General features: G+C 67.0%; 25 protein-coding genes and 1 tRNA gene. 12 read left to right on the forward strand and 14 right to left on the reverse strand.

The genetic code is table 11. The features are described 5' to 3' along the window. Nucleotides 1-34 precede the first annotated feature (34 nt). From leuB to AC6CR5_RS00975, 8 genes are all read left to right on the forward strand, one after another. Entirely contained in the window at nt 35-1,111 is a 1,077-nt protein-coding gene (gene leuB / locus AC6CR5_RS00940) for a 3-isopropylmalate dehydrogenase (RefSeq protein WP_269878493.1), read from the forward strand. Between the two features lie 230 nt (nt 1,112-1,341). Beyond that, nucleotides 1,342-2,472, forward strand: a complete 1,131-nt coding sequence (gene asd, locus AC6CR5_RS00945) for an aspartate-semialdehyde dehydrogenase (RefSeq protein WP_006387952.1) — start codon at nt 1,342-1,344, stop codon at nt 2,470-2,472. A gap of 263 nt (nt 2,473-2,735) precedes the next feature. After that, nucleotides 2,736-4,613 (forward strand): FimV/HubP family polar landmark protein, encoded by a 1,878-nt coding sequence (locus AC6CR5_RS00950; protein WP_110059342.1) that lies wholly within the window; start codon nt 2,736-2,738, stop codon nt 4,611-4,613. Between the two features lie 3 nt (nt 4,614-4,616). Continuing rightward, nucleotides 4,617-5,438 carry a tRNA pseudouridine(38-40) synthase TruA gene (gene truA, locus AC6CR5_RS00955; RefSeq protein ID WP_047993517.1) on the forward strand — a complete coding sequence of 274 codons (822 nt, stop codon included), beginning with the start codon at nt 4,617-4,619 and terminating at the stop codon, nt 5,436-5,438. Between the two features lie 36 nt (nt 5,439-5,474). Further along, the gene (locus AC6CR5_RS00960) at nt 5,475-6,569 is read left to right on the forward strand and encodes a TRAP transporter substrate-binding protein (protein WP_006387956.1); all 1,095 of its coding nucleotides are present in this window, start codon (nt 5,475-5,477) and stop codon (nt 6,567-6,569) included. 92 nt (nt 6,570-6,661) lie between these two features. Further along, nucleotides 6,662-7,315: a phosphoribosylanthranilate isomerase gene (locus AC6CR5_RS00965; protein WP_006387957.1), complete on the forward strand. Its 654-nt coding sequence runs from the start codon at nt 6,662-6,664 to the stop codon at nt 7,313-7,315. Between the two features lie 255 nt (nt 7,316-7,570). After that, a tRNA-Val gene (locus tag AC6CR5_RS00970) sits at nt 7,571-7,647 on the forward strand. Nucleotides 7,648-8,230: 583 nt separating this feature from the next. Continuing rightward, on the forward strand, nt 8,231-8,449 hold the full coding sequence (locus tag AC6CR5_RS00975) for a hypothetical protein (protein ID WP_498085204.1): 219 nt from the start codon (nt 8,231-8,233) through the stop codon (nt 8,447-8,449). On the opposite strand, the gene AC6CR5_RS00980 is transcribed toward AC6CR5_RS00975, so the two are convergent. Beyond that, nucleotides 8,415-9,350, reverse strand: a complete 936-nt coding sequence (locus AC6CR5_RS00980) for an alpha/beta fold hydrolase (RefSeq protein WP_173000974.1) — start codon at nt 9,348-9,350, stop codon at nt 8,415-8,417. The two genes, AC6CR5_RS00975 and AC6CR5_RS00980, sit on opposite strands and share 35 nt — an antisense overlap. A gap of 95 nt (nt 9,351-9,445) precedes the next feature. On the opposite strand from AC6CR5_RS00980, the gene AC6CR5_RS00985 reads away from it, so the two are divergent. Both AC6CR5_RS00985 and AC6CR5_RS00990 read left to right on the forward strand, forming a co-directional pair. After that, nucleotides 9,446-10,039, forward strand: coding sequence for a CGNR zinc finger domain-containing protein (locus tag AC6CR5_RS00985; RefSeq protein WP_047993519.1), 594 nt, complete (start codon nt 9,446-9,448; stop codon nt 10,037-10,039). A 121-nt stretch (nt 10,040-10,160) separates the two neighbouring features. Continuing rightward, a complete protein-coding gene (locus tag AC6CR5_RS00990; protein ID WP_020927022.1) occupies nt 10,161-10,370 on the forward strand; it encodes a hypothetical protein in 210 nt (69 codons plus the stop codon). 7 nt (nt 10,371-10,377) lie between these two features. On the opposite strand, the gene AC6CR5_RS00995 is transcribed toward AC6CR5_RS00990, so the two are convergent. The 3 genes from AC6CR5_RS00995 to AC6CR5_RS01005 form a co-directional block, all read right to left on the reverse strand. Beyond that, on the reverse strand, nt 10,378-10,692 hold the full coding sequence (locus AC6CR5_RS00995; protein WP_241116452.1) for a TM2 domain-containing protein: 315 nt from the start codon (nt 10,690-10,692) through the stop codon (nt 10,378-10,380). Nucleotides 10,693-10,885: 193 nt separating this feature from the next. Next, on the reverse strand, nt 10,886-11,419 hold the full coding sequence (locus AC6CR5_RS01000) for a phosphonate degradation HD-domain oxygenase (protein ID WP_026385241.1): 534 nt from the start codon (nt 11,417-11,419) through the stop codon (nt 10,886-10,888). Nucleotides 11,420-11,598: 179 nt separating this feature from the next. Further along, nucleotides 11,599-11,808 carry a hypothetical protein gene (locus AC6CR5_RS01005; protein ID WP_035201596.1) on the reverse strand — a complete coding sequence of 70 codons (210 nt, stop codon included), beginning with the start codon at nt 11,806-11,808 and terminating at the stop codon, nt 11,599-11,601. Between the two features lie 101 nt (nt 11,809-11,909). On the opposite strand from AC6CR5_RS01005, the gene AC6CR5_RS01010 reads away from it, so the two are divergent. Beyond that, nucleotides 11,910-12,329 (forward strand): YbaN family protein, encoded by a 420-nt coding sequence (locus tag AC6CR5_RS01010; protein ID WP_197541470.1) that lies wholly within the window; start codon nt 11,910-11,912, stop codon nt 12,327-12,329. Between the two features lie 95 nt (nt 12,330-12,424). Here the strand turns inward: AC6CR5_RS01010 and AC6CR5_RS01015 are convergent, their stop codons facing one another. From AC6CR5_RS01015 to AC6CR5_RS01030, 4 genes are read right to left on the reverse strand one after another with little or no spacing between them, the layout of a single operon-like run. Continuing rightward, on the reverse strand, nt 12,425-14,206 hold the full coding sequence (locus AC6CR5_RS01015) for an IlvD/Edd family dehydratase (protein ID WP_498085205.1): 1,782 nt from the start codon (nt 14,204-14,206) through the stop codon (nt 12,425-12,427). Between the two features lie 54 nt (nt 14,207-14,260). After that, nucleotides 14,261-15,277 carry a TRAP transporter substrate-binding protein gene (locus AC6CR5_RS01020; RefSeq protein ID WP_020927027.1) on the reverse strand — a complete coding sequence of 339 codons (1,017 nt, stop codon included), beginning with the start codon at nt 15,275-15,277 and terminating at the stop codon, nt 14,261-14,263. Nucleotides 15,278-15,336: 59 nt separating this feature from the next. Next, nucleotides 15,337-16,617 carry a TRAP transporter large permease gene (locus AC6CR5_RS01025; protein ID WP_498085206.1) on the reverse strand — a complete coding sequence of 427 codons (1,281 nt, stop codon included), beginning with the start codon at nt 16,615-16,617 and terminating at the stop codon, nt 15,337-15,339. A 36-nt stretch (nt 16,618-16,653) separates the two neighbouring features. Beyond that, nucleotides 16,654-17,196 carry a TRAP transporter small permease gene (locus AC6CR5_RS01030; protein WP_026385244.1) on the reverse strand — a complete coding sequence of 181 codons (543 nt, stop codon included), beginning with the start codon at nt 17,194-17,196 and terminating at the stop codon, nt 16,654-16,656. A 132-nt stretch (nt 17,197-17,328) separates the two neighbouring features. Between AC6CR5_RS01030 and gntR the strand changes: the two genes are divergently transcribed. After that, entirely contained in the window at nt 17,329-18,354 is a 1,026-nt protein-coding gene (gene gntR / locus AC6CR5_RS01035) for an HTH-type transcriptional regulator GntR (RefSeq protein ID WP_498085207.1), read from the forward strand. Between the two features lie 7 nt (nt 18,355-18,361). Here the strand turns inward: gntR and AC6CR5_RS01040 are convergent, their stop codons facing one another. The 6 genes from AC6CR5_RS01040 to AC6CR5_RS01065 form a co-directional block, all read right to left on the reverse strand. Further along, on the reverse strand, nt 18,362-19,258 hold the full coding sequence (locus AC6CR5_RS01040) for a DMT family transporter (RefSeq protein ID WP_498085208.1): 897 nt from the start codon (nt 19,256-19,258) through the stop codon (nt 18,362-18,364). An 8-nt stretch (nt 19,259-19,266) separates the two neighbouring features. Then, a complete protein-coding gene (locus AC6CR5_RS01045; RefSeq protein WP_498085209.1) occupies nt 19,267-20,325 on the reverse strand; it encodes a histone deacetylase family protein in 1,059 nt (352 codons plus the stop codon). A 104-nt stretch (nt 20,326-20,429) separates the two neighbouring features. After that, the gene (locus AC6CR5_RS01050) at nt 20,430-20,750 is read right to left on the reverse strand and encodes a cupin domain-containing protein (protein ID WP_498085210.1); all 321 of its coding nucleotides are present in this window, start codon (nt 20,748-20,750) and stop codon (nt 20,430-20,432) included. 49 nt (nt 20,751-20,799) lie between these two features. Next, nucleotides 20,800-22,434 (reverse strand): ABC transporter ATP-binding protein, encoded by a 1,635-nt coding sequence (locus tag AC6CR5_RS01055; RefSeq protein ID WP_049075061.1) that lies wholly within the window; start codon nt 22,432-22,434, stop codon nt 20,800-20,802. A gap of 9 nt (nt 22,435-22,443) precedes the next feature. Continuing rightward, nucleotides 22,444-23,283, reverse strand: a complete 840-nt coding sequence (locus tag AC6CR5_RS01060; RefSeq protein WP_006387977.1) for an ABC transporter permease — start codon at nt 23,281-23,283, stop codon at nt 22,444-22,446. Then, nucleotides 23,280-24,287, reverse strand: coding sequence for an ABC transporter permease (locus AC6CR5_RS01065; RefSeq protein WP_421466198.1), 1,008 nt, complete (start codon nt 24,285-24,287; stop codon nt 23,280-23,282). Before AC6CR5_RS01065 ends, AC6CR5_RS01060 begins: the two co-directional genes overlap by 4 nt. Between the last annotated feature and the right edge of the window lie 60 nt (nt 24,288-24,347).

A 24,347-nucleotide genomic window follows, 5' to 3' on the forward strand; every position in this document is an offset into this window, starting at 1 on the left:
CTCCCTTCATACCGACCACAGGACCGTTTTTTCCATGACTCACAACATCGCAGTCTTGCCGGGTGACGGCATCGGCCCCGAAATCGTCGAACAGGCCGTGCGCGTCCTGAAGGCGCTGGGCGTGCCGTTCGACATCAAGCAGGCCGCCGTCGGCGGCGCCGCCTTCGACGAGTTCGAGCACCCGCTGCCCCCGGCCACGCTGAAGCTGGCCAAGGAATCGCACGCCGTGTTGTTCGGCGCCGTCGGCGACTGGAAGTACGACAGCCTGCCGCGCGAATTCCGCCCCGAGCAGGCCATCCTGGGCCTGCGCAAGGCGCTCGGCCTGTTCGCCAACCTGCGTCCCGCCATCCTGTATCCCGAGCTGGCCAGCGCCTCCTCGCTCAAGCCCGAGATCGTGTCCGGCCTGGACATCCTGATCATCCGCGAACTGACCGGCGACATCTATTTCGGCACGCCGCGCGGCGTGCGCTCGTCGCCGGACGGCGCCTTCAGCGGCGAACGCGAAGGCTACGACACGATGCGCTACGCCGAATCGGAAGTGCGCCGCATCGCCCGCATCGGCTTCGAATCCGCCAAGAAGCGCAACAAGAAGCTGTGCAGCGTGGACAAGGCCAACGTGCTCGAGACCTCGCAGTTCTGGCGCGACATCGTCATCGAAGTGGCGCGCGAGTATCCGGACGTCGAGCTGTCGCACATGTACGTCGACAACGCCGCCATGCAGCTGGTGCGCAACCCGCGCCAGTTCGACGTGATCGTCACCGGCAACCTGTTCGGCGACATCCTGTCGGACGAGGCGGCCATGCTGACCGGCTCCATCGGCATGCTGCCGTCGGCCTCGCTGAACGCCGGCGGCCAGGGCCTGTACGAGCCCAGCCACGGCTCGGCGCCCGACATCGCCGGCCAGGGCATCGCCAATCCGCTGGCGACCATCCTGTCGGCCGCCATGCTGCTGCGCTACTCGCTGAACCTGGCGCCGCAGGCCGACCGCATCGAAGCCGCCGTGCGCCGCGTGCTGGCCGATGGCCTGCGCACCGCCGACATCTTCGAACCCGGCACCACCAAGGTCAGCACCTCGGGCATGGGCGACGCCGTCCTCAAAGCCCTGGCCTGATGCCTGCAAGGGACGCGCCCTTGCGGCGCGGTCCCGATTCCAGGGGCCGCCCGCGGGGCGGCCCTTTTTCATGCCGGTGTTGCCGCCGCGCCGCGAAAGCGGGTTGGCTTTTATTGTGGCCCCGTTTTTTCAAGCTGCGCCGCAACATCCATGCGTGCATTCTGATAAATTGTTGGGTTCTTGCCCGTTTTTTCACCACACCTTGTCCCCACCTTTAAAGAGCGATTGAAATGAATCAAGCAGTAGGCCTTGTCGGCTGGCGCGGTATGGTCGGCTCGGTGCTCATGCAACGCATGCGCGACGAGAACGACTTCGCACTGATCGAACCGGTGTTTTTCTCCACCAGCAACGCTGGCGGCGCCGCCCCCACTTGGGCGACTGGCGCGGGTCCGCTGCAAGACGCCTACAACATCGACGCTCTGAAAAAACTGCCGATCATCGTGACGGCGCAAGGCGGCGACTACACCTCCGAGGTCTACCCGAAGCTGCGCGGCGCGGGCTGGAATGGCATCTGGATCGACGCCGCCAGCACGCTGCGCATGGCCGATGACGCCATCATCGTGCTGGACCCGGTCAACCGTCCCGTGATCGACGCGGCGCTCAAGCGCGGCGTGCGCAACTTCATCGGCGGCAACTGCACGGTCAGCTGCATGCTGATGGGCCTGGCCGGCCTGTTCAACAACGACCTGGTCGAGTGGATGACCACCATGACGTACCAGGCCGCCTCCGGCGGCGGCGCGCAGCACATGCGCGAACTGCTGACCCAGTTCGGCGAGCTGAACCACGCCGTCAAGCCGCTGCTGGACGATCCGGCCTCGGCCATCCTGGAAATCGATCGCGGCATCCTGGCCAAGCAGAAGGACGCGGCGCTGCCCCACGAGCACTTTGGCGTGCCGCTGGGCGGCAGCCTGATTCCCTGGATCGACAAGGACCTGGGCAACGGCATGTCCAAGGAAGAGTGGAAGGGCGAGGTCGAGACCAACAAGATCCTCGGCCGCGGCGCCGCCTTCGGCACCGCCGCCACCCCGATCGACGGCCTGTGCGTGCGCATCGGCGCGATGCGCTGCCACAGCCAGGCGCTGACCATCAAGCTCAAGCGCGACCTGCCGCTGGACGAGATCGAAGCGCTGATCGCCCAGGGCACGCAGTGGGCCAAGGTCATCCCCAACAGCAAGGAAGAGACCATCCGCGAGCTGACCCCGGTCGCGGTCACGGGCACGCTGGACATCCCGGTGGGCCGCCTGCGCAAGATGTCGATGGGCCCGCAATACCTCAGCGCCTTCACCGTCGGCGACCAGCTGCTGTGGGGCGCCGCCGAGCCGCTGCGCCGCATGCTGCGTATCGCGCTGGCCGAAGCCTGAGGCCTGGCGGGCGGCGTGGCCGCCCGCTCGCGACGAGGCCGTACCGCAAAGGCACCTTCGGGTGCCTTTGTCGTTTGCGCCGGGTCATCAGCGCATCGGACGCGGCCGGCAATGTGCCGGCCAGCCAACGCCGATGCGCCTTTCAGGTTTGTGAAACGCGCTCGATCCATTACACTTTTCCGGTGAATTGAGGCTTGTTCTCACGCGTTCGCCGCGAACAGCCCCCGCCCGACCATTCGACGACAAGAACGGAATCCCAGCTTATGACCCAGCGTTCGCGCCAAGTGAAGCATGCCCGCCGTTTGAAGGCCCTCCAGTGGGCGATCGCGCTGGCGATCGGCGCGAGCGCTTGCAGCCCGGCGTTGGCCATGCGGGTCGGGCATTCGCGGGTGGTCTCGGCCCCGGGCGCGCCCTTGCAGGCGCTGGTGGGATTGCAGGAACTCACACCCGACGAAATCGCGTCGCTGCGGGTGTCGGTGGCCGACGAGGCTTCGTGGCAACGCGCGGGCCTGAAGCCGCCCGCGCCGCTGGCCAGCCTGGTGGTGCGTGTCGAGGATGGGATGGATCCGACCCGCAAGAACCTGCGGGTGCGGTCGACGCAGGCGCCGTCCGGCGGCGCGGTCGACCTGCTGCTGGACATCAGCTCCAGCTCGGGCCAGCGGCAGGTGCAGGTCAGCATCCTGGTGCCGTTGCGGGGCGCGGGCGCCGAGGTTTCGCCCGCGGCCGTTGGCACGCCGAGCCGCGCCAGCGGCACGGCGGGGTCGGTCAACGTGAAGTCGGGCGACACGCTGTTTGCGATTGCCCAGCGCAATGCGGTGCCGAACGCCTCGATCTACCAGATGCTGGTGGCGTTGTGGCGCGCCAATCCCGATGCCTTCATCCAGGGCAACATGAACCTGGTGCGGGCCGGGCAGAAGCTGGCGATTCCCGACGCGGCGACCGTGCGCGCCGTCGATCCGGCGGAGGCGCGCCGTATTTTCAACGAGCACGCCGAAGCGTTCGCCCGCTACCGGGCCCGTCTGGGCGCGGCGGCCGGTGCCAATCCCTCTGTGGTCAAGGGCCAGGATGCCGCTTCCGGCACGGTGGCCCGTCCCGGCGACACGGGCGTGGCCACGGCGTCCCAGCCGCAGGACCGGGTGCGCCTGTCCTCCGGCCAGGCCCAAGGCGGCGCGACGGCCCAGGCCGACGCGCAGGCTGATCAGCGCGCCTCCGACGCACGAGCCATGGCGGATGCCCAGGGCCGCGTGAACCAGTTGCAGAGCAATGTCGATGAATTGAACAAGGCCGTCGCGGGGCAGGGGGGCGCCACTGGCGCTCCTGGCGCTGCGGGGGCTGCGGGCGCGAACGGCGCCACGGGAGGCGCTGGAGCGGCGGGGGCATCGGGCACGCCTGGTTCGACCGGAGCGGCGGGTGCATCTGGTACGCCTGGCGCGACCGGAGCGGCGGGTGCATCCGGTACGCCTGGCGCGACTGGCGCGGCGGGCGCATCGGGTACGCCTGGTTCGACCGGAGCGGCGGGGGCATCGGGCACGCCTGGCGCGACTGGCGCGGCGGGCGCATCGGGTACGCCTGGTTCGACCGGAGCGGCGGGTGCATCGGGCACGCCTGGCGCGACTGGCGCGGCGGGTGCATCGGGTACGCCTGGCGCGACTGGTGCGGCGGGTGCATCGGGTACGCCTGGCGCGACTGGAGCGGCGGGCGCATCGGGCTCGCCCGGCGCAACGGGTGCCGCAGGCGCATCGGGCACCCCTGGCGCCGTCGGCGCCACGGGAGCGCCGGGCCTCTCCGGCACGCCCGGCGCCGCCGGTCCTTCGACGGCCGCCGCGCAACAGGACAAGGCCGCCGCGCAGGCGTCGGCCGACAAGAACAAGGATAAGGATTTGACTTCTTCGATGCCGGCCTGGTTGGCCGACAACCTTCTCGTCATCGTCACCGCCGTGCTGGCGCTGATCGCTTTCGCCATCGCCTGGGTGCTGCGACGCGCGGGCGCGCGGCGCGGCGACGACGACGAGGAAACCTACGCCTATAACGAGCCGGTGCTGGACACCGCGGCGCTGAACCGCAAGCTCGATTCCATCAGCCTCGACCTGGACGAACCGCCCACGGACGAACCGCGCCCGGTTGGCGGTCCCCGGATTTGAACGATGCCTAGAGTTGCAATGGGGCTGGCATACGACGGCTCCGCCTGGCAGGGTTGGCAGACCCAGCCGCACCGGCAGACGGTGCAGGACACACTGGAGGCCGCGCTGGCGCAGTTCTGTGGCGTGACGGACGCGGTCCCCACCATCTGCGCCGGCCGCACCGACACCGGCGTGCATGGCGCGATGCAGGTTATCCATCTCGACACCACGCTCGATCGCCGCATGGAATCCTGGGTGCGCGGCGTGAATGCCTTCCTGCCCTCCAGCATTTCCGTACAATGGGCCAAGGCGGTGCCGGACGCGTTCCACGCCCGGTTTTCGGCCCGCGCCCGGACTTACGTCTACCTGCTGTGGCGAGGCCGGGTGCGTCCCGCTCTTTGGGCCGGGCGCGCCGGGTGGTGCTACCAGCCTCTGGATGTCGATGCCATGCGCGCTGCCGCGAACGCCCTGCTGGGCGAGCACGATTTTTCCAGTTTTCGTTCCTCGCAGTGCCAGGCCAAACACCCGGTGCGCATCATGCATCGGCTCGACATCGACGAACGCGGTCCGTTCCTGGTGTTCACGCTGCGCGCCAACGCGTTCCTGCATCACATGGTGCGCAACATCATGGGCGCGTTGCTGCAGATTGGGCAGGGGCGCGAGTCGGTGGACTGGATGGCGCAACTGCTTTCATGGCGCGACCGTCGGCGCGGCGCGCCCACGTTTTCTCCCGATGGCCTGTATCTGTCGGCCATCGATTACCCGGACGAGTTCGGCCTGGACGAGCTGGATGGCGGAGCCTTGTTGCTGTCGCCCTTCACCCGACCGTCGGGCAACCCGCCCTAGCCGGACGCCGGCCGGCGCCCAATGGAGGCCTGTCTCATGCAACGCCGCGCGTTTTTGAAACGAACCGCCCTGGGGGCCGCGAGCGGCGCCGTGATCGCCGCGCCTGCGTATGCGCAGGATGCGCCGGCGGTTTCGTGGCGGCTGGCGTCGAGCTTCCCCAACGAGTCGCCGACGCTGTTCGCCGGCGCCGAGGACGTGGCACGCTATGTCGGCGACGTCACCGACGGCAAGTTCCGCATCGAGATATTCTCCGCCGGTGATCTGGTGGACGCCGGCCAGGTGTTGGACGCGGTGCAACAGCGCGTCGTCGAATGCGGCCACACCGCGTCGACCCGGTTCTTCGATACCGATCCCGCATTGTGCTTCGATGCCGGCGTGCCATTCGGCCTGAATACCCGGCAGATGAATGCCTGGATGATCCAGGGCGAGGGGCTGGCGCTGACCCGCGTGTTGTTCGACAAATACAACATCCTCAACTTTCCCTGCGGCTTTACCGGCGCCCAGATGGGCGGCTGGTTTCGCGGCGAGGTCAAGACGGTGGACGACCTGCGCGGCCTGAAGGTCAAGGCCGGCGGTTTCGCCCGCCAGGTGCTGGCCCGCATGGGCGCCGCCCCGGTCGACCTGCCGATCGCCGATACCTATGCGGCGCTGGAGCAGGGCGGCGTCGATGCGGTGGCCTGGATCGGTCCGCACGATGACGAGAGCCTCGCGCTCTACAAGGTCGCCCGGAACTACTATTTTCCTGGCTGGTGGGCGGGCACGTTACAGTTGTCCCTGTACGTCAATCAGGACGCGCACGACGAATTGCCCAAGTCCTACCAGGCGGCGCTGGAGCTGGCCTCGCGGATGGCCACTTCCAACATGATCGCAAAGTACGACGCCGGCAATCCCGACGCCCTGCGCCGGCTGGTGCAGCGCGGCGCGCAGCTCAAGGCTTTCCCCAGGCCGATGCTGCAAGCCGCCCACGAGGCCGCGCTCAAGCTCTATCAGGAGTTGAGCGGCAAGGATCCCATGTTCAAGAAGCTGTACGAAAGCATGACCGCCTTTCGCGACAAGGAAATCCCCTGGTTCCGCGTGGCCGAGGGCAGCTTCGATTCGCTCATGGCCACGCTGGGCCAGCCGGCCGCCTGAACGCGCCTGGCCGGGCCGGCGCGACGTGCCCGGAGAGCGTTCCCTTATACTGACCGGACCTGTCGCGCCGAGCGATACAAGCGGTGAATTCCATGCGCACACGCATCAAGATCTGCGGCCTGACCCGCGAAGAAGATATCGACGCCGCCGTCTCGGCCGGCGTCGATGCCATCGGTTTTGTCTTCTATCCCAAGAGCAAGCGCTACGTCACGCCGACCCGCGCGGCGCAACTGCGCCGCGCGGTGCCGGCATTCGTGGACGTGGTGGCGCTTTTCGTGAACCCGGACCCGTCGCAGGTGCAGGCGGTGCTCGACGAGGTGGGGCCGGAGCTGCTGCAATTCCATGGCGACGAAACGCCGCCGGACTGTGCGCGCTATGGCCATCGCTACCTGCGTGCATTCCGTGCCGGCGCGCCCGGCCTGGATACGCCGGAAGACCTGGCGACGTACTGCCGCGCCTTCGGCGAAGCCGCCGGCTGGCTGTTCGACAGCTACAGCGCGGGCTACGGCGGCAGCGGCCATGGTTTCGACCATGCCCTGCTCGCCGACGTGGCGGCCGATCCCGTGTCGCGCCCGCTGATCCTGTCGGGCGGACTGAACCCCGACAACGTTGCCGCGGCGGTGCAATCAGTGCGGCCGTGGGCGGTCGATGTGAGCAGTGGCGTCGAGGTCGAGCAAGGAATAAAAAGTTCTGATAGAATCTCGTTCTTCGTTGCTGCGGTGCATGCCGCAGACGCGAAGAAATAGAAGGGAAAAGCAGTGCTGGCAGGGAAGTGAGCATCACGAACCCGGCCGTTGCGGCTGAAGAATTTAGTGAATCGAAGGTATCTGCCAAATGTGCATGTGCCAATGCAGTGCACAAACTTATGTGCACAAAGGCATTGAGCTGATCGGTTCACGGCATTTTTTGAAGCCAGGCAAGCAACGAAATAAAAACAGCAAAAAATCTGAAAAGACGATTTGCACAGTTTAAAAAAGCACTATATAATTCTTTTTCTTTGCAGGCGGTTAGCTCAGCTGGTTAGAGCGCCACGTTGACATCGTGGAGGTCGTTGGTTCGATTCCAATACCGCCTACCAAATTCCTGCAAAGTGAATGCCTGATAGAGCTAGTCAGGCATCACCCTGAAAAGCCGCGACAGTCCTGGACTTCGCGGCTTTTTGCTTTTTCACGATGTAGATCAGGCAGCGCAGAACCGTCTGCCTGGTGGTGAAAATACGGGAAAGATTGAACGGCACTTCCCGGAGCGTGTTTTGTTGCGCGCTGCCTGGTCCGCGCCAAAATCCACTACGTTTATTTGATTCGCCATATTCATTCCTTCGACGGCGTCGCACACGGTTTCAGCCGTTGATGCCGGATACGAAGCGATTGCCGTCAACTGTTGCCTCGATGATTCACTTTTGAAGCGGACCGGCACTTGGTCGCGCTTGGAATTCATTATGGGAAACCCGTCGTATTCGGAGAAATGATTGGTGTCGCAGTGCCGCCGTCTTTCCCCGGAAAATGGCGTGATTTGCGACATGGGAAGGACGACGACTTTCGAAAATGCGGAGGGCCGTGACTGGCAAGCCACGGAGACTAGAAGGACATCTGTGCCTGCTCCTCCGGGCACGCGACTTGCTCAGCGGTGACTGCCCGATGTCCCTACCCGGAGAAGCCGCCATGCCTATCATCGCGTTCGACACTCATGCCCCGGCGGCGCCCGCCGTCACCAACGCCGAGCGATGCGCGCGGCGTACGCTCGAGGCGGCGCACCGCCTTCTGCATCCTGGAAGCGAAGTGCAATCCATGTCAGTGGTGGAGCTGGAATTGGCGCGGTATGTCAAAGAGACATACCGGCCGCGCTTCACTTCACGTTCTTATCCAGAAACCGCCGGATGACCGCGCCGATCTCGGCTCCGTGCGTTTCCAGCGCCAGATGGCCGGTGTCGTAGAAGCGCACGTCGGCGCCCGGGATATCCCGTTGCCAGGCCTCGGCGCCGGCGGGCAGGAAGAAGGGATCGTTCTTGCCCCACACGGCCAGCAGCGGCGGCTGGTGCTTGCGGAAGTACGCCTGGAACTCCGGATACTTCTGGACGTTGGAGGCGTAGTCCAGCAGCAGGTCGAGCTGGACGTCGGCATTGCCGGGCCGGGAAACCAGGTGGCTTTCGAGCGCAATCGCGTCGGGGGCCACAAGGGTCTGGTCCGGAACGCCTTCGAGGTATTGCCACCGGATCGAGGCCGGCGTGGCGAACTCGCGCAGGGCGTCGCGGTTGGCCTGCGATGGGTCCTTCCAGTATTTCTGGATCGGCGCCCAGCCCGCTCCCAGCCCCTCTTCGTACGCGTTGCCGTTCTGCGAAATGATGGCGCTGATGCGCGCCGGGTGTTCCGCGGCGAGGCGCCAGCCCACCGGGGCGCCATAGTCGAACACCTGCATGGCGTAGCGATCCAGCCCCAGTTGCCGCGTGAACTGTCCAATGGTCTCGGCGAGCTGGTCGAAGGTGTAGTCATATTGCCCGCGCGCGGGGGCTTCGGTGAAGCCAAAGCCAGGCAAGTCGGGCGCAATGACGCGGTACCCGTCCGCAAGCAGCGGGATGAGATTGCGGTACATGAACGAAGATGCGGCGTAGCCGTGCAGGAGAAGCACGATGGGCGCATCGCGCGGGCCTGCCTCCCGGTAGAACACCTTCACGTCTCCCGCCTGTTCGAACCGATGATGGACCTGCAGATCGGCCGCGGATACGCCTGCGGTCAATGGGGTCGAGGGCAGGTCGCTGGTTTCCGTCGCGCTATTCGAAGTCATGATGCATTTCCTTGGTAACCGTTGAATGTGTTTTTTCAGGTTACTTTGGATTGGCGTAACTGGTCAAATTTATTTTTATAGGTTACATTTGTCCCATGCCAGACACCGCACAAAATCAAAAAACCCCGCTTTTCGTGGGCGACGACCTTGCACTCGATTTCATCAATACTGAATACGGGGTGGGGGCGGCTCGTCACGACTGTTTCGGCGACGATGACGCCGTGTTGGCATGGTTGAAATTGGCGGATGTGTTGCCGCGGGGGACCCGCGTGGCACCTCCGGGCCTGCTGGAGCTGGCCCTGCAATTGCGCGAAAGCGCCCGATCTCTGTTGCAGGCCGCCAAGTCAGGCGGTGACTCGGACGCCAGCGTGGTCAACCACGTGCTCAAGGCGGGCGGGGCGGCCACGGAATTGGCGTGGGACGGCGCCAGCCAGTCCTTCAAGGCGGTCAGGCCGCGCCGCCTGGACGACGCGGCCGGCGTGCTCGAGCCTGTTGCCCGAGCCATCGTCGAATTGCTGACCGACACGCCGTTGGCGCTTGTGCGGCAATGCGAGGCGCATGACTGCACGCTCATGTTCCATGACAGGACCAAGTCGCATCGGCGCCGCTGGTGCAGCATGGCGCTATGCGGCAACCGGATGAAGGTCGCGGCGTTCCGGTCGCGCAAGAAGGAGAGCGAGTCCGATTGATGCCCGGGGCTGCTCAAACCGCCGCGCCCGGAGTTTCGTGAGAATTCATGAAACTGTGCCCCGTTTCATTTTGTAGGATTCCCCGCAAGAGGAATTGAAAGACAAATGAAAGGTGAGGGCGATGGCGGATTGTGAAGATTGCAGGGCGATCGTGCGGGCCACCTCGGGCGCGGCGGGCCATGACCAGTTGATCAGCCTGGGCTACGTGCGCAGCCTTGCCGCGGTGCAGGGCGGGGCGCACCACGAAGCATTTGTCTGCTCGGCCTGCGGTGCCGAGTGGAATTACGTGCATGGCAAACGCGCCGAGACCGCGGGCTGGCTGAGGAGCTGATCCGGCTTCAGGGCAGGGGGATGTTGCCGGTCGAGAGGGTCGCCGCCAGCCGCATGTTGGTATTGCGGATCCAGCCAGGAATCAGGAAGGCGTCGACGATCACCCAGATCCCCACGGCCGCCAGCAGTACCAGTCCCACGCCGATGACGCTGAGGGCGATGCCGACAATGGTGAGCGCGAGCATGGCGATGGCGGACCCGGTCCTGCCGGTATAGAAGCGATGCCCGCCCACGCTGCCCAGGAAGAACCACAGGAGGTAGGCCACGCCGACGCTTTTGCGATTGGCGTCGTACATCATGGTTTGCATGGCGGGACTGTTCACGTTATCTCCGGGAAGAACCAAAGGTCTGGCCGGCGGTATCCGCCGGCCGCAAGTTGGCGAATGATTTTTCGCCGCGTCAGATGATTGGTTCTTTCGAAGTGTCCGGCTAGGGCTGCGGGCCAAATCTCGGACTGCTGAACAGCGCGGGGACGTGTGCGCGCCTTCCCGCGTCGGGGCATCTCTCGCCCCGGATTCAACGGGTCTGCAAACAGCGCCCGACCATTTCCATATAGTGTTCCAGCGGCGGCGTGGACAGGCCGACCACTTTGGCCTGGTCGTCATATCGGCGCAGGCGCACCGCGGCCTGGGCGTGTGGCTGCGCGGCGAACGCGTCGGCCTGTGCCGGGGTGAACACGCCGCCCTGCAGCGCCAGGCTCTGCACCGAGGCGGGCGACAGGGTGTCCAGATAGGCGGGCTCGATCACGCCCAGATAGCGCTTGGCGGCAACGTGCAGGCGCACCGGCGCCGTGATCGCGTCGCCGAACAGCGGGGCGAGGGCTTCGGCGGCCACATCCTGGTGGCGCATGTCGGTGGTGATGCTCTCGGCCAGCATCAGGTGGCCGATGTCGTGCAGCAGCGCGGCGACGATCACGGCTTCGGACTCGCCGGCCTGTTCGGCCAGTTGCGCGCATTGCAGCGCGTGTTCGGTCTGGCTGATGGCTTCGCCGCCGTAGTAGGCGGCGCCATGGCGGGCGAACAGGTCCTGGATGATGGGCAGGGTAAGCATGGGTGGATACCTTCGAGGCAGTGGATCGGTGGAGACGATATGCCTCGAGCGTGACATCTAGATGACTAGAGCATTTTCGCGTCCCGGCACGAATGCGCGCAGGGGCGCCGCGCGTTCGATGGGCCCGCATCGCGATGCCCGGGCCATGCTGTCCCGCGTCCGGCCGGCGGTCAGGCGCGCTAGCTGCAGGTCAGGATGTTGATCCAGGCGATGGCGCTGGCCAGCAATCCCGCGGCCTGCACCCGTTCCGGTGTCTGGCGGCCGGCCTGCAATTGCGCCAGCGCCTTCTTCATGTGCATGAGCGGGGTGCCTTCCGTCTCGGTGGCGGACGGCAGCGCGGGCGCGGCGCGCCGGCGGCGGGTCTTGGCGTTGAGCGGTTCGGTGGTCAAGAAGGCCTCCTGGAGGGGCGCCGGTCGCGGCGGGAGGGGATCTGACCGAAGGGAGGGCGCAAATGTTCCGGGCAGGCAACTGCGTTATCCTGCACCCCATCATGATGAGAGCACTTTGGCTGATCCTGGGTTGCGCGATGCTGGCGCTGGGCGTGATCGGCGCCTTCCTGCCGGTGATGCCGACGACAATTTTCCTGATCCTGGCGGTGGCCTGCTTTTCGCGTTCGTCCCCACGGCTGGAACGCTGGCTGCTGGATAGCCCCACCTACGGCCCGTCGCTGCGCGCCTGGCGCGAGCAGGGGGCGGTGTCGCGCAAAGGCAAGCTGTATGCCTCGCTGGGCATGGCGGTGGGCTACGGCCTGTTCTGGTGGGGCGCGCATCCGTCGCTCTTGCTTGCATCGGGCGTCGGCCTTTTTTTCCTGGCAAGCGCCGCCTATGTGTTGACTCGCCCCAGCCCGCAAGCGCCTGATATCTCAAAGGAAAACACTGACGAGCCGAGCGGCCCGGCGGCCGGTCGCTGAGGCCGGACTGAAAGCCCGGCCCCTGCGTGATGCGCCGAAATCAACGCATCTTTTTCCTCTACTTTGCGGGCGTCGCCGGAGCGCTGCCGCCGCCGTCAGTGCGAATGCCGGGGATCGCCGCGCGTTTCAACCACCTTGAGGTACAGGGTGGCGGGTTCCAGGCAGCCGCCGGTTGACAACTGGCCGACCAGTTGCCGGTACAACTCCTGCCACGGCGTCTGGGCCGGCGGCGGCTGGTAGGGCGGATCCTGCCGCCGCCGCGCCAGTTCGGCTTCGTCCAACAGCGCGATGACGCTGCGCTGGTTCAGGTCGACGCGGATGCGGTCGCCGGTGCGCAGCAGCGCCAGACCGCCACCCACGGCGGCTTCTGGCGACATGTTCAGGATCGACGGACTGGCCGAGGTGCCGCTCTGGCGGCCGTCGCCCAGGCAGGGCAGCGAGTCGATGCCGCGCTTGATCAGGTGCGATGGCGGCGCCATGTTGACGACCTCGGCGCTGCCCGGATAGCCGACCGTGCCGGCGCCGCGGATGACCAGGATGCAGTGTTCGTCGATGTTCAGGGCAGGGTCCTCGATGCGCGCGTGGTAGTCCTCGGGGCCTTCGAACACGATGGCCCGCGCCTCGAAGGCATTCTCGTCGCCGGGCGCGGACAGGTAGGCGCGGCGGAACGCCTCGCCCACCACCGACATCTTGATGACCGCGCTGTCGAAAAAATTGCCCGACAGCACGATGAAGCCGGCGCGGTGCTTGAGCGGCGCGTCGCAGCCGCGGATGACGTCGGCGTCGTGGGTCTTGGCGCCGGCCGCGATTTCGCCGATGGTCTTGCCGGACACGGTGGCGCAGTCGGCGTGCAGGCGGCCGGCGGCCAGCAGTTCGTGCATCACGGCCGGCACGCCGCCGGCGCGGTGGAAGCCTTCGCCCAGGTGCTCGCCGGCGGGCACGCAGTTCACCAGCAGCGGCACGTCTTCGCCCAGCCGCTGCCAGTCGTCCAGGCTCAGGTCGATGCCGGCGTGGCGCGCCATGGCGATCAGGTGCGGCGGACAGTTGCTGGACGCGCCCAGCGCCGAGGCGACGACGATGGCGTTCTCGAAGGCCTCGCGCGTCAGGATGCGGGACGGGCGCAGGTCCTCGCGCACCATGTCGCAGATGCGCAGGCCGGTGGCGTAGGCCATCTGCCCGCGTTCGCGGTAGGGCGCGGGGATGCTGGCGCAGGTGGGCAGCGACATGCCCAGCGCCTCGGCCAGCGAATTCATGGACAGCGCCGTGCCCATGGTGTTGCAGTGGCCGATCGAGGGGGAGGAGGCGGTGGCCAGCGTCATGAAGCCTTCGTAGTCCAGCTTGCCCGCGGCCATCAGGTTGCGGGCATGCCAGATGACCGTGCCGGACCCGACGCGCTGACCGTCATGCCAGCCGTCCAGCATCGGGCCGCCGGACAGCACGATGGCGGGAATGTCGACGGTGGCCGCCGCCATCAGGCAGGCGGGCGTGGTCTTGTCGCAGCCCGTGGTCAGCACCACGCCGTCCAGCGGATAGCCGTGCAGGATTTCCACCAGGCCCAGGTAGGCCAGGTTGCGGTCCAGCGCCGCGGTCGGGCGCCGGCCCTGCTCGGCCAGCGGATGCACCGGGAACTCCATCGGGATGCCGCCGGCGTCGCGGATGCCGGCCTTGATGCGTTCGGCCAGCGCCAGGTGGTGGCGGTTGCAGGGCGCCAGGTCGCTGCCGGTCTGGGCGATGCCGATGATGGGCCGGCCCGATTGCAGTTCCTGGCGCGTCAGGCCGTAGTTCAGGTAGCGCTCGACGTAGATCGCCGTCATGTCGGCGTGGGCGGGATCGTCGAACCATTTCTGGCTGCGCAGCTTGCGGGGAGTGTCGGTCATGGGTGCCTCGTGTGCTTCGGTGATGCGTGGCGCGCCGGCGGGCGCGCCGGGGACCTAATTGCGTGCCTTGCTGATCTCGGCGTTCAGTTGCCGGACCAGGTCCGGGCCGAGTTCCTGGGTGTACTTGTCGACCACGGGCTGCACCTTCTCGCGCATCCGCGCCACTTCCTCGGGCGACACGGTGTTGATCTTCATGCCCGCCTTTTCCAGCGTGCCCATCGCCTTGAGCGAATCGGCGCGGCTGTCCTTGCGTTCGAAGTCGCGCGAGGCCTCGGCGGCCTGGCGCACCAGCTTTTGTTCGTCGGGCGACAGCTTGTCCCACCATTTCTTGGATGCCATCACCACCCAGGGCGTGTAGACGTGGCGGGTGATGGTCAGATAGGGCTGCACCTCGTAGAACTTGCTGCTCTGGATGGTGGTGATGGGGTTTTCCTGGCCATCGACCGTGCGCGTTTCCAGCGCCGTGAACAATTCCGAGAACGGCATCGGCACCGCGTTCGCGCCCAGGGTGTTGAACACGCCCAGCGCGATCTGGTTCTGCATCACGCGCAGCTTGATGCCCTGCATGTCCTCGGCGCGCACGATGGGGTGCTTGGAGTTGGTCATGTTGCGAAAGCCGTTTTCCCAGTACACCAGGCCCACCAGGCCCTTGGCTTCCAGCTTCTTGAGCAGGTCCTGCCCAAGCTGCCCATCCAGCACCGCATCGGCTTCCTTTTCGCTGTTGAACAGGAACGGCAGGTCGAACACGCCGAATTCCTTGACCATGCCGGCCAGCGGCGCGGTGGAGCCGACCATCATTTCCTGCGCTCCGCCGACCAGCGCGCCCTGCATCTGCTCGTCCGAGCCGAGGTTGGCCGAGCCGAAGGTCTTCATCTTCAGCTTGCCGCCGCTGATCTTCTCCAGTTCCTGCGCCAGGTGGCGGGCGGCGCGGCCCTGCACGCTGTCCTCGTTCAGGCCGTAGCCGAAGCGGATCAGGCGCGGCTTGACGTCGGCGGCCGCGGCGGCGCCGGCGAAGGCGCAGGACAGCGCGGCGGCCAGCACGACGAGACGGGTCTTGAAACGGATGTTCATGGTTGTTCCTCCTTGGCTTCTTCTGAATGGCGCGGGGTCGGCGCCTCTGTGTACGGGCCTCAGTGCATCCAGCTCGCGGGGACGGTGATCAGCTCGGGGAAGATCACCAGCAGTACCAGCAGCAGCGTGTAGGCCGCGACATAGCGCCACACGCCCCTGCAGATGGTTTCCATGTTGATGCGGGCGACGCCGCAGACCACGTTGAGCACGGTGCCCACCGGCGGCGTGAGCAGGCCGACGCAGCCCACCATGACGAACATGACGCCGAAATACACCGGGTCGATGCCGGCCTGCGTGACGACCGGCATCAGCACCGGCGCCAGGATCAGGATGGTGGGCGTCAGGTCCATCACCGTGCCGATCAGCGTCAACAGGACCAGCAGCGCGAACATCAGCAGCTTGGGGTGGTCCAGCACCGGCTCCAGCAGCGCGATCAGGTCCTGCGGCATGTCGGCCAGCGTGATCATGTAGGACGAGACCATGGCGGCGGCCACCAGGAACATCACCATGGCGGTGGTGCGGGCGGCGTTGATGAACAGCGGCAGCAGGTGGCGCAGGCCGATCTCGCGGTAGACGAACAGGCTGATCAGCAGCGCGTAGACGGCGGCCACCACCGCCGCTTCGGTAGGCGTGAAGATGCCGCCGCGCAGGCCGCCGATGATGATGACGGGCAGCAGCAGCGCCCAGGCCGATTCGCGCAGCGCCCGCAGCCGGGCGCTCCAGGGCTGGCGCGGCGCGGGCTTGATGGCGCCGTGCTTGCGCGCCACCCAGGTCCACACCGCCACCAGCGTCAGGCCCATCATCAGGCCGGGGGCGATGCCGGCGAAGAAAAGCTTGGTGATGGAAACGTTGGTGGCGACGCCGAAGATGATGAACGAGATCGACGGCGGGATGATCGGCGCGATGATGCCGCCCGCGGCGATCAGCCCCGAGGCCTGGCCGGCGTCGTAGCCTTTCTCGCGCAGCATCGGGATCAGCAGCGATCCGAGCGCGGCCGCGTCGGCCACGGCCGAGCCGGACAGGGCCGCCAGCAGCACGCTGGCGAAGATGGCGACGTAGCCCAGGCCGCCCTGGATGTGGCCGACGAACATGCTGGCCAGGTTGACGATGCGGCGCGAAATGCCGCCGGCGTTCATCAGTTCGCCGGCCAGCATGAACAGCGGCACCGCCATCAGCGTGAAGCTGTTGGCGCCCGACAGCATGTTCTGCGCCAGGATCTGGGTATCGAAGAAATCGAGTTGGAACATCATGGCGACCGCGCTCAACAGCAGCGCGAACGCGATCGGCATGCCCAGGGCGATGAAGCCCAGCAGCACCAGCAGGAAAATGGTCAGGATCATTGGGGCGGGTCCGAACGTGGAGGCAAGGGGCCGGGGTCAGACCAGCGGGTCTTCGGGGCTGGATTCCGCGGGCAGCGGGCCGCCGGCCAGCACGCGAACCAGGTCGAACAGGGTCAGCAGGCCCATTGCGACGGCGGCGTACAGCGCGGCGGCGTTGAACACCGCCAGCGGCATCGCGGTCACGGGCAGGCGGGTATCCAGGCCGATCAGGGTCTGGGCCCAGCTGCCGTCGGCCAGCAGCCACAGCATCCACAGCACCAGCAGCTGACAGACCACGTGCGAGACACGGCGCGCGGCCGGCCCGAAGCGTTCCACCAGCATCGTGACGCCGATGTGCTGGTGATCGCGCAACGCCAGCACCGCGCCCAGGAAGATCAGCCAGACGAAGGCCAGCCGGGAGATTTCGTCGGAGACGTTGATGCCGGAATTGAACAGGTAGCGCATGGCGACATTGCCGAACAGCAACACCACCATGACCGCCAGGCAACCGGCCATCAGCCAGGTCTGCAATCGAGCGCACCAATCCGCCGCGCGCGCCATCGGGCCGGCACCGGGCCGCCCTGGGGGGGAACCATGCATGCTTGTCTCCTCGTTCCGTTTTCCGGAATTTTTATGGGTATCGCGGTACCGATGTTAGCGCTAACATTTTTGGTTTGGCAAGCCCTGATCTTTACGTCAGACTACGGACTCGCCAACCGCTCAGAACGGCCGATGTCCATCCGAAAGCCCCGCAGCACCCGCGCCGGCCGCGTGACCATGCAAGAGGTCGCGCGCCGCGCCGGGGTCAGCGCGATCACCGTGTCGCGCGCCTTGCGCACCCCCGACAAGGTGGCCGAGGCGGTGCGCCTGCGCATCACCCAGGTCTGCCAGGAACTGGGCTACGTGCCCAACCATGCCGCCAGCGCGCTGGCGTCGGCGCGCTCGCAGACCATCGTGGTGCTGATTCCGTCGTTGAGCAACGTGGTGTTCGTGGACATCATCAGCGGCATCAAGGAGGTGCTGGACGAGCAGGGTTATCACCTGCTGATCGGCGTCACGGGATATTCGCCCGATGCCGAGGAGGCGTTGTTGCGCAAGTACCTGCAGCACCTGCCCGACGGCCTGATCCTGACCGGCATCGACCACAACCCAGGGGTCTGGGAACTGCTGCGGGCGCAGGGCATGCCCACGGTCCACACCATCGAGACGCTCGAAGGCAGCGATGGCATGAGCGTCGGGTTCTCGCAGTTCGAGTCGGGCCACGCCGCCGGCCGTCATCTGGTCGAACGCGGCCGCCGACGCATCGGCATCGTCGGCGCCCAGCTCGATCCGCGCTCGCTGCGGCGCTGCGAAGGCTGCCGGCAGGCGTTGCGCGACGCCGGCCTGTACGATCCGGCGCTGGAGATCATGACGCCCGAGAAGTCGTCGATCGCGCTGGGCGCGGCGCTGCTGGAAACGCTGCTGGCCGGACATCCCGATTGCGACGCGGTGTTTTTCTGCAATGACGACCTGGCGCAGGGCGCGGTGTTCCAGTGCGGCCGCCTGGGCGTGAGCGTGCCGGACCAGATGGCACTGGTCGGCTTCCATGATTTCGCGGGCACGGCCTGGACCACGCCGCCGCTGTCGACCATCGCCACGCCGCGCTACGAGATCGGCCGCGAGGCGGCGCTCTTGCTGATGCGCCACCTGGCCGGCAAGCCCATCGAGCAACGCCACATCGACCTGGGCTTCACGCTGGTGCGGCGCGAAACCACCTGACCCCGCGTCAGCCGGCGCGGCGCAGCGCCAGGAACACGCCGGACGCCATGATCATGGCGATGCCGGTCAGCGCCAGCGCGTCGGGCGGACGCTGGAACCAGAAGGTGCTGAAGGCCACCGCCAGCAGCAATTGGAAGTAGTTCAGCGGCGCCAGCGTGGCCGCCGCGACGCGTTGGAAGGCGGCGATGAGCAGGATCTGCGCCAGTCCGCTGCAGGCGCCCAGGCCCACGATCAAGGCCATGTCCGTCAGGTCCGGCCAGGGATCCGGCAGGAAGAACGGCGCGGGCAACGCGGTGACGATCAGACAGATGAATGCCGTATAGGCGTATTGGACCGGCCCGGCCACCTTGCCCGACAGCTTGCGGGTCAGCACCTGGAAGATGGCGTAGCTGACCGCGGACACCGCCATCAGCAGCGTGCCCAGCCAGGGCAGGTCGCCGCCCGGCCGCACGATCAACAGCATGCCGACGAAGCCCGCCGCCACCGCGGCCCATTGCACCGGCCGCACGCGTTCGCCCAGCAGCCAGGGCGACAGCGCCACCATGATGAGCGGCGAGGTGAAGTAGATGGCCGTGGCCTCGGACAGCGGCATCCAGATCAGCGCCGTCATGAAGCAGGTGCCGACCGTTGCCAGCATGAGGCCTCTGAGCACCAGCAGGGGTTTGTGGGGGGCGGCGCGCAGGCCGGGCCAGCGCTGGCGCCACAGCAGCGCCAGCGCCAGGATCGCCACGGCGATATAGCGCACGATGTTCAGGAACGGCGCCGGATAGCGGGCCAGCATCTGCTTGGATCCGGCATCGAAGGTGGCAAAGGCCACCAGCGCCGCGAAGAACAGCAGGATGCCGGCCTGGCGCGAGCCGGCGGCTGGGGCCGGGACGGAGGAAACGGCGGCGGGGTTGCTCATGGCAGGGTTCAGGCGCGGGCCAGGCCTTCCAGGAATGCGTCCAGCGCCGGGCCGATGGCCTGCACCATGTAGCCGCCTTCCTGCACCACCACCGTAGGCACGCCCAGGCTGGCCACGCGCGCGCCGATGTCGCGGTAGGCGTCGATGTCCAGCCGCAGCACGCTGATGGGATCATCCTTGTAGGTATCGAAGCCCAGCGCCAGCACCAACGCCTGTGGCCCGTAGCCGGCCAGCGCCGCCAGCGCCGTATCCAGGGCCCGCAGGAACGGGTCGTTGCCGGTGCCGTGCGGCAGCGGCAGGTTGAGATTGCAGCCTTTGCCGGCGCCATGGCCGCGCTCGTGCGCGTAGCCGGTGTAGAACGGGTAGTAGCCGGCAGGGTCGGCGTGCAGCGACACCGTCATCACGTCGGCGCGCTGGTAGAAGATGTTCTGGGTGCCGTCGCCATGGTGCGCGTCCACGTCCAGCACCGCCACCTTGGACCAGGTCTGCAGCAGCCGCGCGGCGGCGGCCGCGCTGCTGTTCAGGTAGCAGAAGCCGCCAGCGCGGTCGCGGTGGGCGTGGTGGCCCGACGGGCGGCACAGCGCATAGGCCGATCCGCCGAAGACTGCCACGTGCTCGGCCGCGGCCACCGCGCTGTGGGCCGAGCGCAGCGCCGAGCGCCAGGTATGCGCGCCGATGGGGCAGGACAGGTCGCTCAGGTAGTAGCCGGTCTGCGCCACGATCGACGGCGACGGGCAGGGACCGCGCCCGGCCGTTTCGACGCGGCCGCTGTAGTAGGGCGACAGGTTCGGCAGCACTTCCGGGCCGGGGTCGACGCCCGGGGCCTTGAGCGCCTGCCAGCGGGCGAACGCGGTTTCCAGGTAGTCCAGGTAGTCCGTGCTGTGGACGGCTTCCAGCGGCTGGCGGCCGTAGTCGGGCGGCGCCTCGACCGCGATGCCGCGGGCGGCCAGCGCGCCTTGCAGGCTGTGGGCGCGAGAGGGTAGGTCGGTGGGGGCGCTGATGCGTCCCAGCCGCATGAACTGCTGGGGGGTGTGCAGCAGTTGTTCTTCCGAGAAAAACGCCTTCATGGTGGTCCTTTGCGTGTCGGCGGAACCGGGCCCGCCGACCGGCGGGTGGATGCGTGGCTCAGGGCGCGACGGTCGATGCGTGGCCGTCGGCCCAGGGCGGCCGGTCAGTGCGAACAGCCGGCGTCCGGGGCCTTTCCCGGCTGCTTGATCTCGATCTCGACGAAGACGAACTCGGTGTCGCCCGGGTTGATGACATTGTGCTCCACGCCCACCGGCCGGTAGTAGGACACGCCAGTGGTCAGCTGGCTGGTGACCTGGCCGTTGGGCGTGTCCAGCAGCAGCGGGCCGGTGGTCTGCGGCACCACCACGTAGTTCATGCCGTGGCGGTGCCAGCCGGTTTCTCCGCCGGGCGGAAAGCGCCATTCGGTGACGGTGACCTGCTCGTTGTCGATCTGGACGGTGGGCACGGCGGGCGGGCGTTGCATGCGAGTCTCCTGGTTGGGGTGCCGCGGGCGTCGCGGCGGGTCATGCGCTTCACGCCGCGGCCTGCGCCTGGGTCGGATCCCAGTGCTGGCCGGGCACGGCGGCGATGAGTTGTTGCGTGTAGGCGTGCTGCGGGTTGTCGAAAATCTGGCTGGGCGATCCGTATTCCACCACCTTGCCCCGGTGCATGACCAGCACCGAATTGCAGATCTGCGCGGCCACGCGCAGGTCGTGGGTGATGAACACCAGCGCGATCTTCAGGCGCTGCTGCAGGTCGTGCAGCAGTTGCAGCACCTGCGCCTGCACCGACACGTCCAGCGCCGATACCGATTCGTCGGCCACCAGCACCTTGGGCTCCAGCGCCAGGGCGCGGGCGATGCCGATGCGCTGGCGCTGGCCGCCGGAGAACTGGTTGGGGTAGCGGTCGAAGGCCGACGGATCCAGACCCACCAGCGACAGCAGCTCGCGCACGCGGGCCTCGGCCTGGGCGCGCGGCACGCCGTTGGCGACCGGGCCGTCGCTGATGATGCGGCCCACGGTATGGCGCGGGTTGAGCGAGGCGAAGGGATCCTGGAAGATCATCTGGATGTCCTTGCGCAGCGGCCGGAAGCGCGACTCCGGCATGGCGGCGATGTCCTGACCATTGAAGATCAACTGGCCGCCGTTGATGCCGACCAGCTTGAGCAGGCACTTGCCGATGGTCGACTTGCCCGAGCCGGACTCGCCGACGATGCCCAGCGTCTCGCCGCGCCGCACGCTGAAGCTGACGCCGTCGACCGCATGCACCTCGCGCTTGCCGCCCAGCCAGCCATGACCGACGACGTAGGTCTTTCTCAGATCCTTCACTTCCAGCACCGGTTGTTCCGGCGTGGCGGTGGCGCGTTCCTCGCCGCGCCTGTGCGGCACCGCCGCGATCAGGCGCTGGGTGTAGGGATGGCGTGGGCGGTTCAGCACTTCCTCGGCCGGGCCCTGTTCGACCAGCACCCCTTTTTCCATCACCGCCACCCGGTGCGCGATCTCGGCGACCACGCCGAAATCATGAGTGACGAACATCACGCCCATGCCCTTTTCCTTCTGGATGCGGGCGATCAGCGCCAGAATCTGGGCCTGGGTGGTGACGTCCAGCGCCGTGGTCGGCTCGTCGGCGATCAGCAGCGCCGGTTCCAGCGCCAGCGCCATGGCGATCATGACGCGCTGGCGCTGGCCGCCCGACAGGCGGAAGGGATAGACATGGTAGAGCGTGGCCGGATCGGGCAGGCCGACGAAGGCCAGCAGTTCCAGCGTGCGCCGCATGCGTTCCGGTCCTGGATAGGCGTTGTGGACCCGCATGACCTCGTTGATCTGTTCGCCCACCGTCATCAGCGGGTTCAGCGCCGACAGCGGTTCCTGGAAGATCATGGCCATGTCCTTGCCGCGCATGCCCTGCAGCGTGGCTTCGTCCTGGCGCAGCAAGTCGGTGCCACGGAACAGAATGCGGCCCTGTTGCGGCGTCAGGTAGTCGGGCAGCAGGCCCATGATGGCGTTGGCGCTCATGGACTTGCCCGAGCCGGATTCGCCGACGATGCAGAGGATCTCGCCGGCGTGGATGTCGTATGACACGTCCTGCACCGCGAACGGACGGTCGCCGCCGCGGGGCAGGGCGATGCTGAGGTGCTGGATGGACAGCAGGGGCGGGGAAGCGTTCATGCCGGTCTCCTATTCGCCGCGCTTGCGCAGTTGCGGGTTGAGGGCGTCGTTCAGGCCTTCGCCGATCAGGTTGATGGCCAGCACGGTCAGCAGGATCGCCACGCCCGGCCACACGCTCATCCACCAGGCTTCGCGGATCATGGTGCGGGCCGCGCCGATCATGAAGCCCCAGCTCATCTCGTTGCGGTCGCCCAGTCCCAGGAAGGACAGCGACGATTCGGTCAGGATGGCGGTGGCCACCATGAACGAGGCCGAGACGATGATGGGCGACATGGCGTTCGGCAGGATCTGCGTGCCGACGATGCGCGCCGGGGTCTGGCCGATGACAATGGCGGCCTGCACGAATTCGCGCTGCTTGAGCGTCATGAACTCGGACCGCACCAGCCGCGCCGCCGGCGGCCAGGACACCACCGCGATCGCGCCCATGATGGAATACATCGAGGGCCCGAGAATCGCCACCAGCACCACCGCCATCGCCAGTTGCGGGATGGTCTGGAAGAACTCGGTAAAGCGCATCAGCGCGTCATCGACGCGGCCGCCGCAGTAGCCGGCGATGGCGCCAACGACGATGCCGAACACCAGCGCCACGGCGGTCGACAGCAGGCCCACCATCAGCGAGACCCGCGCACCCCACACCAGGCCGGCGGTGATGTCGCGGCCCAGCATGTCGGTGCCGAACGGGTAGGCGGCGTCGGTGAAGGGCGGGATCAGCGGATCGGCCACCATCATCCAGGGCGAATCCTCGTACAGCAGCGGCGCGGCCAGGGCCACGATGACCACGGCCAGCACGATGGCCAGTCCGGCCACCGCGCCGTAGTTGCGCATATAGCGTCGGGCGAATTGCTTCATGCCGCGGCTCCTTGTTGCGCGCCCGCGCTGATGCGCGGATCGATCAGGCGGTACAGCACGTCGGTCAACAGGTTGAATACCACCACCATGATCGAGGTCACCAGGAAAATGCCCAGCAGCAGCTGGTAGTCGCGTTGCAGCAGCGCGTCGAACATCAGCCGGCCGATGCCGGGCCAGGCGAACACGGTCTCGGTCAGCACCGCGCCTCCGGCCATCTGGCCGAGCTGGATGCCGGCGAAGGTGATCACCGGCAAGAGCGCGTTGCGCAGCACGTGGGCGCGGATCACGCGGCCGGGGCTGACGCCCTTGGCGCGCGCCGTCTTGACGAAGTCCATGCCGATCACCTCCAGCATCGAGGCGCGCGTCAGGCGCACGTACACCGCCATGAAGAAGCAGCCCAGCGTCACCGTCGGCAGGATCAGGTGCTGCGCGATGTCGGCGGCGCGCGCCCATCCGGTCAGGCCGGCGCCCACGGTTTCCATGCCGAAGGCCGGCAGCCAGCCCAGCACCACCGAGAACAGCAGGATGCCCATCAGCGACAGCCAGAACAGCGGCGTGGCGTACAGCAGCAGGGCGCCGGTCATGACCGAGCTGTCGATCCAGCGGCGCTTGTTGCGGTAGCGCGCCTTGGCCGCGACCACGCCCAGCAGCACGCCCAGCACGATCGAGAAGATGAAGGCGCAGGACATCAGCAGAAAGGTGGCGGGCAGGCGTTCGACGATCAGGTCCAGCACCGGCACGTGGTTGCGATAGGAAAAGCCCAGGTCGAGCTGGACCACGCCCTTCAGATACAGGAACAACTGCGTCAGCACCGGCTTGTCCAGCCCGAATGCGACGCGCAATTGCTCGACGTAGGCGGCATCGCCCGCGCCGGCCTGGCCCGCCAGCACGGCGGCGGGGTCGCCGGGCGCCAGGCGGATCAGGAAGAAATTGATGATGACCACGCCCAGCACGACCACCAGGGCCTTGCCGATGCGCGAAACCAGGAAAGACAGGAATTTCATGCTCTGGGTCCTCCGTGGACGGGCGCGGACGTCCGTCGCGCGGCCGGGCGCCGCAAGCGA

It is taken from the genome of Achromobacter sp. EG18 (assembly GCF_059759395.1).

Bases quoted from the DNA above. Each gene is read 5' to 3' on its own strand.
- AC6CR5_RS01025 (WP_498085206.1), bottom strand. From the start codon at position 16,617: ATGATCCTGACCATTTTCCTGCTGGTGCTGCTGGGCTTCATCGCCCTG.
- AC6CR5_RS01020 (WP_020927027.1), bottom strand. From the start codon at position 15,277: ATGAACATCCGTTTCAAGACCCGTCTCGTCGTGCTGGCCGCCGCGCTG.
- AC6CR5_RS00960 (WP_006387956.1), top strand. From the start codon at position 5,475: ATGCAACGCCGCGCGTTTTTGAAACGAACCGCCCTGGGGGCCGCGAGC.
- leuB (WP_269878493.1), top strand. From the start codon at position 35: ATGACTCACAACATCGCAGTCTTGCCGGGTGACGGCATCGGCCCCGAA.
- AC6CR5_RS01000 (WP_026385241.1), bottom strand. From the start codon at position 11,419: ATGCTTACCCTGCCCATCATCCAGGACCTGTTCGCCCGCCATGGCGCC.
- AC6CR5_RS00985 (WP_047993519.1), top strand. From the start codon at position 9,446: ATGCCAGACACCGCACAAAATCAAAAAACCCCGCTTTTCGTGGGCGAC.
- AC6CR5_RS01015 (WP_498085205.1), bottom strand. From the start codon at position 14,206: ATGACCGACACTCCCCGCAAGCTGCGCAGCCAGAAATGGTTCGACGAT.
- AC6CR5_RS01055 (WP_049075061.1), bottom strand. From the start codon at position 22,434: ATGAACGCTTCCCCGCCCCTGCTGTCCATCCAGCACCTCAGCATCGCC.
- AC6CR5_RS01045 (WP_498085209.1), bottom strand. From the start codon at position 20,325: ATGAAGGCGTTTTTCTCGGAAGAACAACTGCTGCACACCCCCCAGCAG.
- AC6CR5_RS00990 (WP_020927022.1), top strand. From the start codon at position 10,161: ATGGCGGATTGTGAAGATTGCAGGGCGATCGTGCGGGCCACCTCGGGC.
- AC6CR5_RS00965 (WP_006387957.1), top strand. From the start codon at position 6,662: ATGCGCACACGCATCAAGATCTGCGGCCTGACCCGCGAAGAAGATATC.
- gntR (WP_498085207.1), top strand. From the start codon at position 17,329: ATGTCCATCCGAAAGCCCCGCAGCACCCGCGCCGGCCGCGTGACCATG.
- AC6CR5_RS00980 (WP_173000974.1), bottom strand. From the start codon at position 9,350: ATGACTTCGAATAGCGCGACGGAAACCAGCGACCTGCCCTCGACCCCA.
- AC6CR5_RS01050 (WP_498085210.1), bottom strand. From the start codon at position 20,750: ATGCAACGCCCGCCCGCCGTGCCCACCGTCCAGATCGACAACGAGCAG.
- AC6CR5_RS00950 (WP_110059342.1), top strand. From the start codon at position 2,736: ATGACCCAGCGTTCGCGCCAAGTGAAGCATGCCCGCCGTTTGAAGGCC.
- AC6CR5_RS01060 (WP_006387977.1), bottom strand. From the start codon at position 23,283: ATGAAGCAATTCGCCCGACGCTATATGCGCAACTACGGCGCGGTGGCC.
- truA (WP_047993517.1), top strand. From the start codon at position 4,617: ATGCCTAGAGTTGCAATGGGGCTGGCATACGACGGCTCCGCCTGGCAG.
- AC6CR5_RS01010 (WP_197541470.1), top strand. From the start codon at position 11,910: ATGATGAGAGCACTTTGGCTGATCCTGGGTTGCGCGATGCTGGCGCTG.
- AC6CR5_RS01040 (WP_498085208.1), bottom strand. From the start codon at position 19,258: ATGAGCAACCCCGCCGCCGTTTCCTCCGTCCCGGCCCCAGCCGCCGGC.
- AC6CR5_RS00975 (WP_498085204.1), top strand. From the start codon at position 8,231: ATGCCTATCATCGCGTTCGACACTCATGCCCCGGCGGCGCCCGCCGTC.
- AC6CR5_RS01030 (WP_026385244.1), bottom strand. From the start codon at position 17,196: ATGCATGGTTCCCCCCCAGGGCGGCCCGGTGCCGGCCCGATGGCGCGC.
- asd (WP_006387952.1), top strand. From the start codon at position 1,342: ATGAATCAAGCAGTAGGCCTTGTCGGCTGGCGCGGTATGGTCGGCTCG.
- AC6CR5_RS01065 (WP_421466198.1), bottom strand. From the start codon at position 24,287: ATGAAATTCCTGTCTTTCCTGGTTTCGCGCATCGGCAAGGCCCTGGTG.